This is a genomic window from Streptococcus mitis (assembly GCF_047459985.1).
Lineage (GTDB): Bacteria > Bacillota > Bacilli > Lactobacillales > Streptococcaceae > Streptococcus > Streptococcus mitis_DZ.
Window position 1 is genome coordinate 1 of record NZ_JASHHD010000006.1, and the last position, 15,191, is coordinate 15,191.

Annotated in this window: 12 protein-coding genes; all 12 read right to left on the reverse strand. The window is 40.5% G+C overall.

What is annotated here, in order from left to right; genetic code table 11:
* Positions 1–147: 147 nt before the first annotated feature.
* The 12 genes from QM959_RS04915 to QM959_RS04970 all read right to left on the reverse strand — a co-directional run bounded on the left by QM959_RS04915 (position 148) and on the right by QM959_RS04970 (position 15,124).
* On the reverse strand, positions 148–1,407 hold the full coding sequence (locus QM959_RS04915) for a TRZ/ATZ family protein (protein WP_414371778.1): 1,260 nt from the start codon (positions 1,405–1,407) through the stop codon (positions 148–150).
* Positions 1,408–1,675: 268 nt separating this feature from the next.
* A complete protein-coding gene (locus tag QM959_RS04920) occupies positions 1,676–3,424 on the reverse strand; it encodes an ABC transporter ATP-binding protein (protein WP_414371780.1) in 1,749 nt (582 codons plus the stop codon).
* A gap of 1 nt (position 3,425) precedes the next feature.
* A complete protein-coding gene (locus QM959_RS04925; protein ID WP_414371782.1) occupies positions 3,426–5,150 on the reverse strand; it encodes an ABC transporter ATP-binding protein in 1,725 nt (574 codons plus the stop codon).
* 258 nt (positions 5,151–5,408) lie between these two features.
* Positions 5,409–6,347: a peptide-methionine (R)-S-oxide reductase MsrB gene (gene msrB / locus QM959_RS04930; protein ID WP_414371784.1), complete on the reverse strand. Its 939-nt coding sequence runs from the start codon at positions 6,345–6,347 to the stop codon at positions 5,409–5,411.
* Positions 6,348–6,445: 98 nt separating this feature from the next.
* Positions 6,446–7,315, reverse strand: a complete 870-nt coding sequence (gene thrB, locus QM959_RS04935) for a homoserine kinase (RefSeq protein WP_414371786.1) — start codon at positions 7,313–7,315, stop codon at positions 6,446–6,448.
* Position 7,316: 1 nt separating this feature from the next.
* Positions 7,317–8,603, reverse strand: coding sequence for a homoserine dehydrogenase (locus QM959_RS04940; protein ID WP_414371787.1), 1,287 nt, complete (start codon positions 8,601–8,603; stop codon positions 7,317–7,319).
* 151 nt (positions 8,604–8,754) lie between these two features.
* A complete protein-coding gene (gene mecA / locus QM959_RS04945) occupies positions 8,755–9,492 on the reverse strand; it encodes an adaptor protein MecA (protein ID WP_414371789.1) in 738 nt (245 codons plus the stop codon).
* 202 nt (positions 9,493–9,694) lie between these two features.
* Complete coding sequence (locus QM959_RS04950) at positions 9,695–10,729, reverse strand: prephenate dehydratase (protein WP_414371791.1); 1,035 nt, start codon at positions 10,727–10,729, stop codon at positions 9,695–9,697.
* Positions 10,722–12,191, reverse strand: a complete 1,470-nt coding sequence (locus QM959_RS04955; protein WP_247935575.1) for an O-antigen polysaccharide polymerase Wzy family protein — start codon at positions 12,189–12,191, stop codon at positions 10,722–10,724. The genes QM959_RS04950 and QM959_RS04955 overlap by 8 nt, the downstream gene beginning before the upstream one ends.
* A gap of 15 nt (positions 12,192–12,206) precedes the next feature.
* Positions 12,207–13,193 (reverse strand): glycosyltransferase family 2 protein, encoded by a 987-nt coding sequence (locus QM959_RS04960; protein ID WP_414371793.1) that lies wholly within the window; start codon positions 13,191–13,193, stop codon positions 12,207–12,209.
* Position 13,194: 1 nt separating this feature from the next.
* Positions 13,195–14,298, reverse strand: a complete 1,104-nt coding sequence (locus QM959_RS04965; protein ID WP_414371795.1) for a glycosyltransferase — start codon at positions 14,296–14,298, stop codon at positions 13,195–13,197.
* Positions 14,288–15,124: a LicD family protein gene (locus QM959_RS04970; RefSeq protein ID WP_414371797.1), complete on the reverse strand. Its 837-nt coding sequence runs from the start codon at positions 15,122–15,124 to the stop codon at positions 14,288–14,290. The genes QM959_RS04965 and QM959_RS04970 overlap by 11 nt, the downstream gene beginning before the upstream one ends.
* Positions 15,125–15,191 lie beyond the last annotated feature (67 nt).

Sequence of the window (15,191 nt, forward strand, 5' to 3'; positions counted from 1 at the left end):
CGATGAAATCAAGCATTAGTAAAACCAGTGGAACTTACCCTGACACGGATTTCCACTGGTTTTTACGATTTTTATCAGACTAACTTCCACTTTTATTGGCGATGGAAGTTAGTTTGGGAATTTAGCACTTTTTTCGTGATTTTTCTTTTAAAGTTCTACTGTCAAGACTTGACCTTGCCTGACAACCTGTTCTCCGGCAATATAAACATCATCTACATCACTGGATTTGACAGCATAGACAAGGTGAGAAAGCATATTTTCCTGGGGTTGGAGATGGATTTTCCCTTGAGGTTGAATGACGAGAAAATCTGCCTGTTTACCAACTTCCAGACTTCCTATCTTATTTTCCATCCCTAGGACCTTAGCCCCTTCGATTGTCAGTGCCTTGAGAGCTGTTTCGATTGGGAATTGGCTGGCATCTCCACTTTTCATCTTCTGAAGAAGGGCTGCAGTCCGTCCTTCCTCAAACATATCAAGGTTGTTATTAGAAGCAACTGAATCTGTCGCAATTCCCACAGCTACTCCTGCTTTTTGGAGTTGGGTGATTGGAGCGATTCCTGAGGCCAATTTGAGGTTACTAATAGGATTGTGGGCGATAGATACTTGAGACATTGCTAAGCGTTCAACTTCTCGCTCGTTTAATTCGACACCGTGAGCAAAGACCGACGGATGATCTAAATAGCCCAGTTCTTCTAGAAAGGCGAGTGGGCGTTTACCGTATCGTTTCAGGATAATTCCCGACTCCTCCTTGGTCTCCGCCACATGGATATGGATGGGAATATTCAGCTCTTTCGCCATATCTAAGCTAGTTTCCAGCAAGTCTCTACTACAGCTGTAAGGAGAATGCGGTGCTACCATAACCTTGAAATTTGAATTATTATATCCAATAATTTCTTCAATGATTGCTCGAGTTCTGCTTATCGTCTCAGCAGTTGTCTCTGCCTCTGAAGAAAAGAGGGTCGGTGAGAAATAACAACGCATCTTGGAAGCCTTGACTGCCTGATAAATCTGCTCAATATCCACGCCATTGGGATTATACATGTCGTTGAAGGTTGTTGTTCCCGACTGGAGCATCTCTGTCAGAGCCTGCTTGACTGCCTTTGTGGTCATCTCTGGTGTAAAGCCTGCTTCTGCCGGCCAGATATAGTCTGACAACCATTCATGGAGATTGCTATCATCTCGGATTCCTCTCAATCCTGTCATAGCAGAATGAGTATGGCAATTGACCAAACCAGGCATCATCCAGGCTCCCTGATAGTCTATAATCTGCTCAGCTTGCTCTAAAATCTCTGACTTTTCTTGACCGACATAGACAATTTGAGAACCCTTAACGGCTAAGATTCCATCTAGATAGACATGGAAATCTTGATCACAAGTCACGATATTTACATGCTGATAGACTTTCATTCTAGGCTCCTTTTCTAATTATACTCTTCGAAAATCTCTTCAAACTACGCCAGCTTCACCTTGGAGTAGATATCATAGGTATATGTAACTGACTTCGTCAGTCTTATCTACAACCTCAAAGCAGTGCTTTGAGCAACCTACGGTTAGCTTCCTAGTTTGCTCTTTAATTTTCATTGAGTATTACAGTGAATAATTTTTCTAGCTATTGTAACAAAAAAGTCACCCGAAGGCAACTTTTTTTGTTCATGAGATTTCAGAATAGAAAGAATTATTCAGAGCTAAAAGCTGCAGCTTGCTGCATTTGGTAATACTTGCCCTTTCTAGCCATGAGATCCTGATGATTGCCATGCTCCACGATGTCACCATCCACCAAGACTAGAATCAAATCCGCATCCTGAATGGTTGACAAGCGGTGGGCGATGATAAAGCTTGTGCGCCCCTTCATGAGTTTAGCAAAGGCATCCTGTACCAACACTTCTGTCCGCGTATCGATAGAAGAAGTTGCCTCGTCTAAGATGAGAATCTTGGGAATAGCCAGAAAGACTCGGGCAATGGTCAAAAGCTGAGCCTGACCGACAGAGAGAGATTCACCCGCATTTTCTAACTTTGTATCGTATCCCTGTGGCAACTGTTGGATGAAAAAGTCGGCATTGGCTGCTTTGGCAGCAGCAATCACCTGCTCTCGACTGGCTTCAGGATTGCCAAAGACAATATTGTCATGAATGGTCCCTTGCTTGAGCCAGGTTTCTTGGAGCACCATGCCAAACTGCTGTCGTAGCGAAGCACGACTATAGTCATAAATGGATCTTCCGTCTAGCAAGATATCTCCTGAGTTAATAGGATAGAAACGCATAAGAAGATTGATAAGGGTTGATTTACCAGCACCTGTCGGACCAACAATAGCCACCTTGCTACCAGCTGGAATATCAATAGATAAATCCTTAATCAAAATCTTTTCAGGATGGTAGCCAAAAGAGACCTGTTTAAAGGAAATAGCTCCCTTAACTTGGTCACTAGTCAAGACTTCCTTACCACTTTCAGCCACCTCGGGACTTTCTAAGACAGCATAGACGCGCTCTGCGCAAGCGAGAGCACTTTGCAACTCAGCTAGCACTGAAGAAATATCGTTAAAGGGCTTGGTATACTGCTGAACATAGTTCAAAAAAGTTACTAAACGACCGATGGTCAAAGTGGAACCCATCATGATACGATAAGCTCCCACTCCAGCTAGAAGAGCATAAATGAGCGAATTTACAAAGCGAGTCGAAGGATTGACCGTTGAGGAATAAAAGATAGCTGACTGAGAATAGCCTGCGTAGTTGTCATTAGCCTCACGCAGTCTTTGGATAAACTCTGCCTGAGCATTAAAAGACTGGATAATGGTCTGTTGGCTCAACGATTCTTCAATCAACTGAGTTTGAATTCCCCTAGTCTCTGTTTGCTTCTGGAAGAGATGATAGGAGCGTTTGGCAATGAAGCGTGAAATCACCATGGATAGGGGCGTCAACAACAAGACCAATAGAGTCATGAGGAGATGAATTTGGAGCATAGCTAGAATACTAACCAAAATCATCAAAACGCCAATGAAAAATTGGTTAAAAATCATGGTCAAGCCAGCTGCCAACTGTTCGATGTCCGTGGTTACACGACTGACCATCTCTCCACTGCCTTGCCGATCCACAAAAGCAATCGGTAGACGATGGAGCTTATGGATGATTCGTTCTCGTAAGTCTCTGGTATAAGAGAAAATTAGGCGATTATAAAGAAGAGGATTTACCCATTGTACCAGAGTATTTCCTATTACCACCAAGATCATTTGAAGGAAAATCTGCCAAAAAACTGATGATGAACCAATCACTAGGACTTGGTCAATAACCTGCCCAATCAAGATTGGTAGGTAGATCGATAAGGCAACCTGGGCAATGGTTCCTAGAAAGGCTAGGAAAAGGAGGAAGGGATGGCTTGCTAAATCTTTAGCCAAACGTTTGAGCGTCTGATTTGCTGTTTGTCGTCTCATGCTAGTCCTCCTTTCCATGTTGGGATGCATTGATTTCGCGGTAGACTTGGCTAGTTTTCATCAAATCCTCGTGCTTGCCGACAGTTAGGAGCTCACCTTTTTCCAAGAGAAGAATCTGGTCAGCCATCTGTAGTGTAGAAGTTCGTTGAGAAATCAAAATTAAGCTCATATTGGGTAAGTTCTCTCTAATAGCTTTCAAGAGCTTAGACTCGGTAATGGTGTCGAGGGCTGAGGTCGCATCATCTAGGATGAGAAACGGAGCTTGATGCAAGACTGCTCGAGCGATAGACAGCCTTTGCTTTTGTCCACCTGAGAAGTTTCGCCCTCCTGCCTCAACTAGGGCATCCAAAAGTCCTTCCTTTTCACTGACAAAATCCTTGGCTTGCACAATCTCCAAGAACTGCCAAAGTTCTTGGTCCGTTACTTCTTGATGCAACCCTAGAGTCAAGTTGGAACGAATGGTTCCTTTAAAGAGTTCGACTTTTTGGGGCACATAGGCAATCCAAGACCGCCACTCCTCTAAATTACGAGGACTATGTCCATCTCGATAAAGGTCAATGCTTCCCTTGTCTGCTGGATAAAGACCCAGCAAGACTTGGACCAAGCTTGACTTACCAGAACCCGTTCCCCCAATGATACCAAGGATTTGCCCTTGCTTCATATCAAAAGAAATGTCTCTCAGAGAAGGCTGGGCCGCATCAGGATAGGTGAAGGTCATTTCTTGGACTTGTAAAACCAGATTGCTGGTAACTTGCTTTTGTTCTAATTCTGAATGGATGTCTTCTAGAGTCTCAGCAAAGACCTCCTCGATTCGCTTGGCTGAGATGTAGGATTGATTGAGGGAATTTATCAGCATGGCTAGCTTGACCAATTCCACCAAAATCTGTAGGAGATAGTTGATAAGGGCAATGAGAACACCTTGACTGAGCAATCCTCCTTGGATAGAAACATATCCTTGCCAGATAATGACGAGGAGAGTTCCATTTACAATCAGATAGGTCAAGGGTGTTAATAAACTAGACCAGAAACCTGTTTTTTCTTGCAAACTGGCATAGACTTGGTTAAGGGTTTGAAAAATCTGTAACTCTCGTTTTTCTTGTCCAAAAGCACGAATAACTCGCATTCCTTGTAATTGCTGGCGGGTTTCTTGAACCAGTTGGTCCGTTTTCTTTCTGAGATTACTGTAGAGAGGATTGACCAGTCTAGAGAGCCCTACAATGACAATGGTCAAAATGACAACCATGACCAAGAACCAGAAAGTCAACTCAGCTGAGATTCGATAGGCCATAAAGATGGCACCAAAAACGATAATGGGCGCTCTCAAAAAGAGACGCAGGAATTGATTGATACCAGTCTGTATCTGGTAGGTATCAGAAGTCAAGCGAGTGACCAAGCTAGAAGTTGTCAAACGGTCTCTGCTGTCCTTTGGTAAAGAAAGAATATGACGATAAAGATCGTCTGTCAACTCTTTGGCAAATCCTACCGCTGCCTTGGCTGAGTAAAACTGAGCTACCAAGGCCACTACAACGCCAATCACTGCAAAGATAAGGAGCAAACCAATCTGCATCCAGAGATGGCCTTGATCTCCCTTAGGCAAAGATTGGTCAACAATCCCAGCAATCACCATGGGAACTAAGAGTTCAAACACAGCTTCTAACAGCTTGAACAGCGGGGCTAAAATTGATTCCTTGATGTAGGGTTTAAAGTAAGATAATAGGTGTTTCATAAATCCCTTCTATTCATATTCTGAAAATGAAGAAAGTGGGAAGCACCCACCCTCTCTGTTTTATACTCAATGAAAATCAAAGAGCAAACTAGGAAGCTAGCCACAGGTTGCTCAAAACACTGTTTTGAGGTTGTAGATAAGACTGACGAAGTCAGCTCAAAACACTGTTTTGAGGTTGCAGATAGAACTGACGAAGTCAGTTACATATATCTACGGCAAGGCAACGCTGACGTAGTTTGAAGAGATTTTCGAAGAGTATTATTTGTTTAAGTAAGGCAGTAGATAGCCGTATCCTGCCTCTTCCATCTCATCCTTGGATACAAAGCGCAAGGATGCAGAATTAATACAGTAACGAAGTCCACCTAACTCCCGAGGTCCATCTGTGAAAACGTGGCCCAAGTGAGCATTGCCTGACCGAGAACGAACCTCGATTCGCTCCATTCCATGACTCATGTCCTTGTAATAATGAATCAATTCCTTGGAAATTGGACGGCTAAAGCTTGGCCAACCACATCCTGAGGCAAACTTATCCTTGGCGAAAAAGAGTGGCTCACCTGTCGTGATATCAACATAAATCCCTTCTTCAAAGGTTTGGTCATAAGCATTGGTAAATGGAGCCTCTGTAGCAGATTCTTGGGTAACACGATAAGATTCTTCTGATAAGCTTTTCCTTAACACTTCTTGACTAGGCTTTTCATAATTTGCTGCATCAATCAATGGCTTCTCAGCATCGGTCACATCGATATGACAGTAACCAGAAGGATTTTTCTTGAGATAGTCTTGATGGTAGTCTTCAGCCAAAATGTAATGATGTAGTTTCTCCACCTCTACTGCAATCTTGCGACCAAGCATACGTTCCTGCTCCTGCACAACAGTGTAGATAGTTGGCAAGTCTGCTTCATCTTGGTAATAAATCCCAGTTCGATATTGGCGACCACGGTCATTCCCTTGTTGATTGATTGACAAGGGATCGATGACTCGGAAATAATAGAGCAAAATTTCTCTAAGTGACACTGCTTTCTCATCGTAAATCACTTGCACAGTTTCTGCATGGTCTGTTTCCTTGAGCAACTGATAATTGGTCGTTTCGACTTGTCCATTAGCGTAGCCGACACTGGTTGCAAGCACTCCAGAAATGCGTGAAAAATATTCCTCTAGGCCCCAAAAGCAACCACCTGCTAGATAAATTTCTGCCATCTTCGTTTCTCCTTTATCAAGTTTATAACTAGACTTCTTTTCAAAAAAAGGATAGGAAGCCCTCTGGTCGAGAGTTTCCCCATCCTATCATCTATTCTTTATTTTGCTTCGACACGGACACCTTGGGTATCAACTTTCAAATCATGAAGTTTTCCTTTGAAAGGTTGCTTTTCCAATTCTGCCTTAATCGTTGGCATCTTATCATGAGAAGCCAGAACCATAACTGTCGGCCCAGCACCAGAGAGGTAGGTTGCATAGGCACCATTTTCTTTGGCTACTTGCTTAATCGTCGCAAATTCTCTCACCAAGTCCTGACGATAGCGCTCGTGGAAGAGGTCTCCCTCGATTGCTTGCCCAGCTGTTACCATATCTCCTGCCAACAAGGCCGCAACCGCCACATTGGCGATAGAACTGGCCGCAACAGCTTCCTTGTAAGACAATTTTTTAGGCAAGACACCACGGCTATCGCGAGTGCGTAATTCATAGTTTGGAATGTAGGCTAGGAAATCACACTCTGGGAAGTCTGCTACGATAGCTGAAACTTGCCCATCAACAGAGCTTGCAATAACGAGATTACCATAAATGGCTGGAGCCACATTGTCTGGATGTCCTTCTATCTTAGTCGCCAACTGCAATTTTTCATGGTCTGATAAGTTGAGCTGACCCAGTTGATTAGCTAGTTCAACCCCAGCAACAATAACCGAGCTAGAAGAACCCAAACCACGCGCCAAAGGAACATCACTGGTCATTTTCAAACGTCTTGGTTGCAAGTCTGGTACAATTTGCAAGGCAATTTTGAGCAAGAGATTACGCTCATCATGTGGAATCCATTTGCCAATCTGATGTTCAATCAACCACTCATCTCGTTCTTCGCAGACCTCAATTTGAAGATACTTGGTTACAGCTACACCGATCGAGTCAAAACCCGGACCGATATTGGCACTAGTTGCAGGTACGATAATCTTCATTTTATTCTCCTAGCACCTTGAAGGTATTCAAGAGGTCAAATTCTGATACCTTGGTCAACTCAGCTGAAACCTTTTCAAGCTGGGCTTTATTGATCTTATGTGTAATGATCACAACACGCGCCTTGTCACCTTCTTTTCCATCTTGGAGGATTTGCTTGAAGGAAATATCTTGAGCATTAAAGATTTCAGCCAACTTCAAAACCTGACCTTTTGAGTCTGGAGCCAAGATTGAGAAGTAGTAGTTTGATTTAACATCTTCTGGATTAGCCAAGACCAAGTCACGGCTATATTCATTGAAGTCTTTGCCAATGGTCCCATCATTCAAGCGGCGAACGATACGGACAATATCGGCCACAACACTTGTTGCAGTTGGTTTTTGGCCCGCACCTGGTCCGTAGTACATAGACTCACCGATACCGATAGATTCTACAAAGACAGCGTTCATTACTCCATTCACACTAGCAAGTGGGTGCGCTTTAGGAAGGAAGGTTGGAGTTACTTCTGCGGCAATACCTGAAGGAGTTTCCTCGATAGAACCAACCAATTTCACTACATAACCAAGCTCTTGGGCTACAGCTACGTCTTCTGGTGTGATGTTGCGGATTCCCTTGTGGGCTACATCGTCAAAGGCAACCTTCATGCCAAAAGCAAATTGGCTCAAAATAACCATCTTGTAGGCTGCATCAATCCCATCTACGTCATTTGTCGGGTCGCTTTCTGCAAAACCAAGTCTTTGCGCTTCCGCTAGAGCATCATCGTAAGACCAGCCTTCTTCCACCATCTTGGTCATCATGAAGTTAGAAGTTCCGTTGACTACTCCAAGCACGCGCGTGATTTTATCAGAAGCCAAGGAATTTGCCAACGTACGAAGAATTGGAATCCCACCAGCTACTGCTGCTTCGTAGTAAAGTGCTACCTTGTTAGCTTGAGCAATTTTTAGCAACTCTGCACCATGGACCGCCAAAAGGTCCTTGTTAGCAGTAACAACGTGTTTTCCAGCTTCCAAGGCACGAGTGATAAAGGTTTTAGCAGGTTCGATACGCCCCATCAATTCCACTACAATCGTAATGTCTTGGTCTGATAAAATATCATCCACATTGGTTACAAAGTTAAAATCATTTCCTGCTGCAAGCAAGCGATTCTTTTCTTCTTCATCCTTAACCAATACCTTAGCAACTTCAATCTCTGAATGTGCTGATTGATTGATTTTTTCTCCATTTTCCTTTAGGAGGAAAGGCACACCACTTGCAACGGTACCAAATCCTAGTAAAGCAATTTTAACTGTCATGTTAGTCTCCTCGAAATTTTCTAATATAGCCATTATAACAAAATTTTGTGAAAATTCCTATTATAGTAAATCACTATTTCAGTCTAGAAAAGAAAAAACGAATCAAACGATTCGCTCTTCTTAAAATCTAGAAATAGCTTTCCAGAAAGGATTATCCAATCTTTTGCAGATTGAGCACTGCATCGTGATTCAGCAAGACTTGACCATACTCTTGCAAGACTGAGCGACTGATATCACTATCTTCCGCAAACTCGCGCATACGAGCCAAAAGCCAAGCTGGATATGGACTTGGATGATTTTCAATATCCACTAAAATGGTCAAATAATAGCGCTCATTCATCTTATAGAGTTCAGAAGTTTCCATATCAAAAGTCACTGTCTTAGCAAAAGCCACCAATTCAGCTAACTTAGAAAAAGAAAGTATGTAGTAGATGTAGGGCTCTTTCTTGCTCTCAACTGCTTGTTCAACCAGCTCTTGCTCTTCTTCCTTGGCTTCAACCTGCTCTAGAGATTGAATCGCTTCGATATCATCCTTAGTTTTGTCTGCGATACTTTTTTCCAGGGTTTTGATAAATTCATCTGGCGACATTTGTGCCAATTCTTCCATATCTGGTAAATCTGATAAGTTTTCAAAATCTAGATTTTGATCAATCTTTGATTTGGTTACAAAGACATCGACCTTATCCGGTTTTGGAGTCACACGGAAGCTCAACATGCCTGTATCCAAAAAGCTCTCAGGCATCTCTAATTCATCCAAGATAGCATAAAAGAATTCTTCTGTTTTTTCTTGAGGAACAAGAAAGTCAGCAATCTCCATGCCACGATCCATCAAATCCTCTAAAGACATCGTGATTTTCAAAGTTGTATCACTAATTTGTTTCATTTTCATTGCTAGTAACCTCATACTTTCAGTTCTATCTATTATACTAGATTTTTACGATTTTATCAAAAGAAGGCTCCTATATCAGGCTAGAATTTCCCTAGGGTCTTTTCTGAAGAAGACTCTCAAAGAGAATTTCTGCTGACAAATAGAAAAAGCCTTCAAAATCAAACTTCTTGTCCGACTTTGAAGACCTAATGCATCCGAATGCTTATAATTTAAAGGTTGCTACACCGAGGATAGAACGATTTAAGTTTCGAAGAATTTGAAGACTTTGCTCAAATTTCTTATAACGAGTTACTCCGTATTCTTCAACAAGAAGGACTGTATCTCTTTCCAAAAGAGATGATACATCTTGTAAATCTACAAAATGCATTCCTTTTAAAGCCTCTTGACTCTGTTGCAATTTATCTAGGATAGCTTTATTTGAGCTAACGATGGTCAATTCCTGTCCAGCATTTTTGTATGACAAGACATCTGCTAGGTTAGCAATTGTTGTAATCTCTGTTACAAAATCAATTTGATATTGAGAAAAATCACCTGCTCTATTGATTGTTGGGTTAAAGAGATAAATCAACACATTTCCCATTACAACCAAAATCACACAGATTACTCCAATAACAGCTAAACGGAGAATCAAATTCTTCACATTCAATCCAAGCGCTGTCTCACCGTTTGCATTCAATTCTTTAGAGTTGATGGTTTCCAATTTTTCAATTTTTACATTTGCATAAGTGTGTTTAAATTTCTCAATCAATCCATCAATTTTTCGCTCCAACAAGTCATTAGCGTCTTTACTTGGTGTCAAAATTTTCACACCAACCCCTGCATCGTCAATCATATAGTAGACAGTCAGTTTTTTCCACCAATAATCATTCGTAGAATTTTTCAAGGTTGTCTCTGTCGTATCTAATTCACTAGCAATTTTTTTCAACTCACTCGGGTCTACATCATTGAAAAGATAAGCTCCATTCAAATTCCCATCAATCAATTTCCCATAGAAATCACTATAACCACCAATTTGATGATTCAAAATCGTTTTAGCTGAATCTTCTGGAGGAGTGATTTTATAGCTAAGATAAGTTGAATAACTTGTTGTGTCTTTGACAGTATTTTTATTCTTAACTGCTTTAATTGTAAATGGTACAGCAATGAGAGCAAATAAAGCGATGAGAGCTAAAATATTTGCTTTTCGTTTCTTGTAAAGATTTGCAAACAAATCAGCTACTGAATAATGTTCAAACATGATTTTTTTCTCCTTTGTTTAGTAGATACTGGTTTTCTTTTGTAAGCATTTTCGCTACGAATAGAATCACAAGAACAATTCCCCAGAATTGCATTGTAAATAAATTGAAGAAACTTTCTGAAAAGCTACTTCTAGGCATAAAGAATAGATTATTCAAGATGAGTAGGGACAAGGCAAATAGGATTGTTCTTGAACGATAGGCTACTTGCAGCATAGCTATGAATAATACACCGAGTAAAAGACTAAGTAGAAAGACTCCTATCATACCATAGTCTGTATACAACTCCATGATATAACTACTTCCGATACCATGTCCTTTCAGGTACTCCTTGTTCAAGACGAGATAGGATAGATTGTGGGCATAACTATTACTATCAATAGCTAATTCCACACTATTGGTTGTATGTTCAAAGGCTTTTCCTCCGAAAATGGCCCCCAAACTTCCTCTTGCAAAATAATCCATAATAGGACCAAAAGTAAAATTACGGAAATCTCGGTAAGGGAGGCTACTGTTAAATAGAAAACCTCGAGCCAGAACTCCAAAACTAGTCCCTTGTTTATAGATAAAGTCAAGCAGGATATCCCAGAAACCTGTATGGGAAACTTGGACATTATCCCGTACATAATTGAGCACTCCCATCGCTAACATGAGAATAGGAGAACCTACAAAAATCGCTAACTTTTCTTTAAATCCAATCCATTTTCCTTTTTCAGTTTGCTCCCGCATAAAATAATAAACAAAAGCAAATAAAATACTTAAAATGAAGGGATTTCGTGTCCCAATTGCCAAATGAATGGTATTAGCTGCTATAAAGGAGACAAGTACTGCTGTTGCCTGCAATTTCTTAGGTTTCGTTGCCAGATACATACACATTGCATAGACCGTAAAGGTAGACAAAATGTAGGTAAAATAAGGCAGTTTACTTTCAAAATTTGCATAGTAGGCATAGTAGGAAGTCTGCAAGCGATACAAGAGTCGTTCAAATAACCGAATAAAATAGAAAGGATAGGTTAGAAGAAAAACTCCTAATGATACAAAGCGTAACCGCTTGATATAAACCTCTTTTAGAGAACTTCCTATCTTGGGTACTTTTATTTGCTTCCTAGCTATAAAATAACGAGCCAAGATGCCTCCAGTCGTCAAGCCCAAAATCGAAACCATGACGACTATAAAGGCAAAACGATAGGCTATGGGATGATAGGTATCCAAAGCACCATCCCTAAAATAATCAATGGTTGGCCTTGATACCAAAAAGACAAAAATAGTTAAAAAGAAAATAAAATGGATTAAGTAATACTTGATATCATTCCAACAAGCAATTAAGCTACTAACCAGTAAGAACAATAAAGTAGAAAGCAAGCTAACATTGTTATTATTAAACAGATACACAATTCCACTTACTAACGTCAAGGCATAACTGACTATGGTCAAACTAAATAATAATCGTTTCCCATCAATCACTTGCTCACCCCCGTTCTAATGTAATTTTTTAGATTTTTCAATATTTTTCAGTAATAAGAATCGGTATAAGGAAATATTTATGAATAGAGCCAAGGCACTAATTCTTCTCCCCTTACGGAAAATAGGATTCCTAGCAATAGCAAAGGCATGGCCTTTTAAAAAACGATGAATCTGAGAATAGGCTTCAAACTGTTTATACTGATCATCTAGCAACATCTTATCCAGAATAAAGAAGTGGGCATAAGCCAATCTGAAGAAAGCAACCTCCTTTAAGTCAGGATAGTTTTTCATAACTTCATTATAGAACTTTTGATAGATATCAATATAGGCTAAATCCTTCTCTGCATAAGGTTTAGTCGTAATACTATCCCCTCTATGGAAATAGTAATAATAGGGTTTGGTATTAACCACATATTTCTTAGCCAACTTGATTAAATCAAAATGATAATAGGCATCTTCGTAAATCAATCCCTTAGGAAAGGATAGGGCAGTTGCAAACTCTCTCTTGATTAGCTTATTGCAGATCGTTCCAGGTATTTTTTCACCTATGAGGTATTCCCTCAGAAATGTTTGGGAATCACAGACAAAATAGTCATCCTGATTAGCTGACTGTGGGCTCTCATCATTAGCATAGACATTCATGACACCACAGCTTGAAACATCCGCATCTTCTCGAATTAATTGCTCATATAAGCTCTGAATCATTTCTGGATGGATATAATCATCTGAGTCAATAAAAATCAGATAATCTCCGTGAGCCTGCTTCATTCCATCATTTCGTGCTTGCGACAATCCTTCGTTCTTTTTATGAAGCACTGACACCCTATCATCTTGTTCAGCGATTGAATCACACAAGCGACCACTTTCATCTGTTGCACCATCGTCAACAAGAATAATTTCCAGATTTTGATAGGTCTGTTCCTGAATGGAAGCTATCGATTTTTCTAGGTATTGCGCCACATTATAGACTGGTACAATGACACTAATTAATGCAGTTTCCATGCTACTCCTCTAATAGTTTTTCTACTTGTTCGATTTGTTTGGCAATTGTAAATTGCTGAATGAATTGGCTAGCCTCATTAACATCAAAATGTGAGGCAGAGGTCATGTAGTTCGTAATTGCCTGAGCTGCCTCTTGATTGCTCTCAATGATTTGTCCAAATTCTCCTTCTTGGGATAATTCCTCAGCTCCTCCGACATCCGTAGAGACAAAAGGAAGTCCCAGACTCAAGGCCTCCACATACACTCCAGGAAAACCTTCTTGTTTAGACATAGACAAGAGAACTTTCATCTGAGACAAATACTGGTAAGGATTTTTTTGATAACCAAGGAAATGTACATAGTCTTCAAGCTCATACTCTTTAACTCGTTTTTTCAGCTCCTCTTCCATATCACCAGCCCCGATAAAATAAAGATGATAGTTTTTTCCCTCTTGGTGTAATAACCGTATCACTTCCACCACACGGTCAGAACCCTTATTTTCCTCAATTCGTCCAATGGTACAGATACTTTGAGGCGCAATCTCGATATCTATCTTCTCTTGTGATCTTTCTAAAATAGTCTTAAAATCATAACCATTGTAGACCGTCTGTAATTTTGAAGCATAATCTGGATAGACTTCCTCGATAGAATTACTAGTCTTTTTTGAAATTCCTACAATGGTATCCGCAGCATCCAACTGGCGTCTATGAAATTCCCTTTTTGAGCTATCCTTAAGAAATTCTTCAATACTTCCATGAATCCAAGAGATTTTCTTGACCTCTTTTCTTTTAGAGAACAAAAGCGGTGGATTCATAATGGTAAAAGAAACCTCAACATCGTAGTCATCTTTTACAAGTAAGCGACGTGTCAGTCTTGGAAAATAAATTCTCATTCTCCACAAAAGAGCTCGGATCCATCTGGCTTGGCGATAATCCTGAAGTGACTTTAAAATGCCTACATGCTTGGGAACTGATTCGTAACCCTTATCAAAATGCTCCATTTCAAGAATATCAATATCATACTTTTCTGGATCTAGATTTGAAACAATTGTCGACAGAATCTTCTCTGCGCCACCCCCAAGAGAAAAAGACCACATAAAAAATAAGATTTTTTTCTTAACCACCATATTCTCCCTTGTATTCTGTATAAGACTTATCCATATCAGCAATGACTGCATCATGATGCGGTACTTGCTTGTCTACTGGTGGTGGAGTCATGTAGTCTCCAAAAGCAGTGCTGAGATAGGCATCATAGCCAACTGGAATAGGCATCTCTGTCCCTTCAAATGGTAAAAAGATATTATCTTCAAAAGATGCGATTGGGTACTTGTTTCTCATGTAGCCAGGACCTGAGCATAATTCCGTGATTCCATAGCTCTCAGCCAGACTGTACTTGGTCATTTCTTGTTCAGCTTTTTTCCAAATGAGATAACGGAGAGATTTTGGCGTCAAACCGAGTAGAATGCGACTTCCCCATTTCATAAGTGCACCATGTTTTTCTGGAATAGTTTGCGCACAAAAGAGTGAGTAGATCAAGGCCCAACGAACCTGTTTTTTCCGCTCAGCTGGATTTTTCGGATAATAATCCAAAGGCAAAACATCCAAGGCCAGACCATGTGGCAATTCTAAATCCTGCTGATAAGGTTTGATACAGGTCGTTTCCTTGTCACGAATAGTAATAAAAAGATTGCGGTCGACAAAATTCTTGTTACTCTTCGACAAGAAATAACGCTCATCTGCATAACGAGGCCATAATTCGGCTAATTTTTCATAGTCCTTACGGGGCATAAAAAAGTCTAGGTCGTCGTCCCAAGGAATGAAACCCTTGTTTCGAAGAGCACCAATAGCACCTCCTCCACAGAGATAACAGAGCAAATCATGTTCTTTGCAAAAAGCAACAAAATATTCAGCCATCTCCAGACTCCGAGCCTGAATTGCTTTTAAATCAGTCATATTGTTTATTGTTCTTTCTATCGTATCGTTTCATTATACCACAAATAAGGGGTGAAAATCTATTGCA

Excerpts from the sequence above, each read along its gene's own strand:
- QM959_RS04915 (WP_414371778.1), bottom strand. The coding sequence starts at position 1,407 with ATGAAAGTCTATCAGCATGTAAATATCGTGACTTGTGATCAAGATTTC.
- QM959_RS04920 (WP_414371780.1), bottom strand. The coding sequence starts at position 3,424 with ATGAGACGACAAACAGCAAATCAGACGCTCAAACGTTTGGCTAAAGAT.
- QM959_RS04925 (WP_414371782.1), bottom strand. The coding sequence starts at position 5,150 with ATGAAACACCTATTATCTTACTTTAAACCCTACATCAAGGAATCAATT.
- msrB (WP_414371784.1), bottom strand. The coding sequence starts at position 6,347 with ATGGCAGAAATTTATCTAGCAGGTGGTTGCTTTTGGGGCCTAGAGGAA.
- thrB (WP_414371786.1), bottom strand. The coding sequence starts at position 7,315 with ATGAAGATTATCGTACCTGCAACTAGTGCCAATATCGGTCCGGGTTTT.
- QM959_RS04940 (WP_414371787.1), bottom strand. The coding sequence starts at position 8,603 with ATGACAGTTAAAATTGCTTTACTAGGATTTGGTACCGTTGCAAGTGGT.
- mecA (WP_414371789.1), bottom strand. The coding sequence starts at position 9,492 with ATGAAAATGAAACAAATTAGTGATACAACTTTGAAAATCACGATGTCT.
- QM959_RS04950 (WP_414371791.1), bottom strand. The coding sequence starts at position 10,729 with ATGTTTGAACATTATTCAGTAGCTGATTTGTTTGCAAATCTTTACAAG.
- QM959_RS04960 (WP_414371793.1), bottom strand. The coding sequence starts at position 13,193 with ATGGAAACTGCATTAATTAGTGTCATTGTACCAGTCTATAATGTGGCG.
- QM959_RS04965 (WP_414371795.1), bottom strand. The coding sequence starts at position 14,298 with ATGGTGGTTAAGAAAAAAATCTTATTTTTTATGTGGTCTTTTTCTCTT.
- QM959_RS04970 (WP_414371797.1), bottom strand. The coding sequence starts at position 15,124 with ATGACTGATTTAAAAGCAATTCAGGCTCGGAGTCTGGAGATGGCTGAA.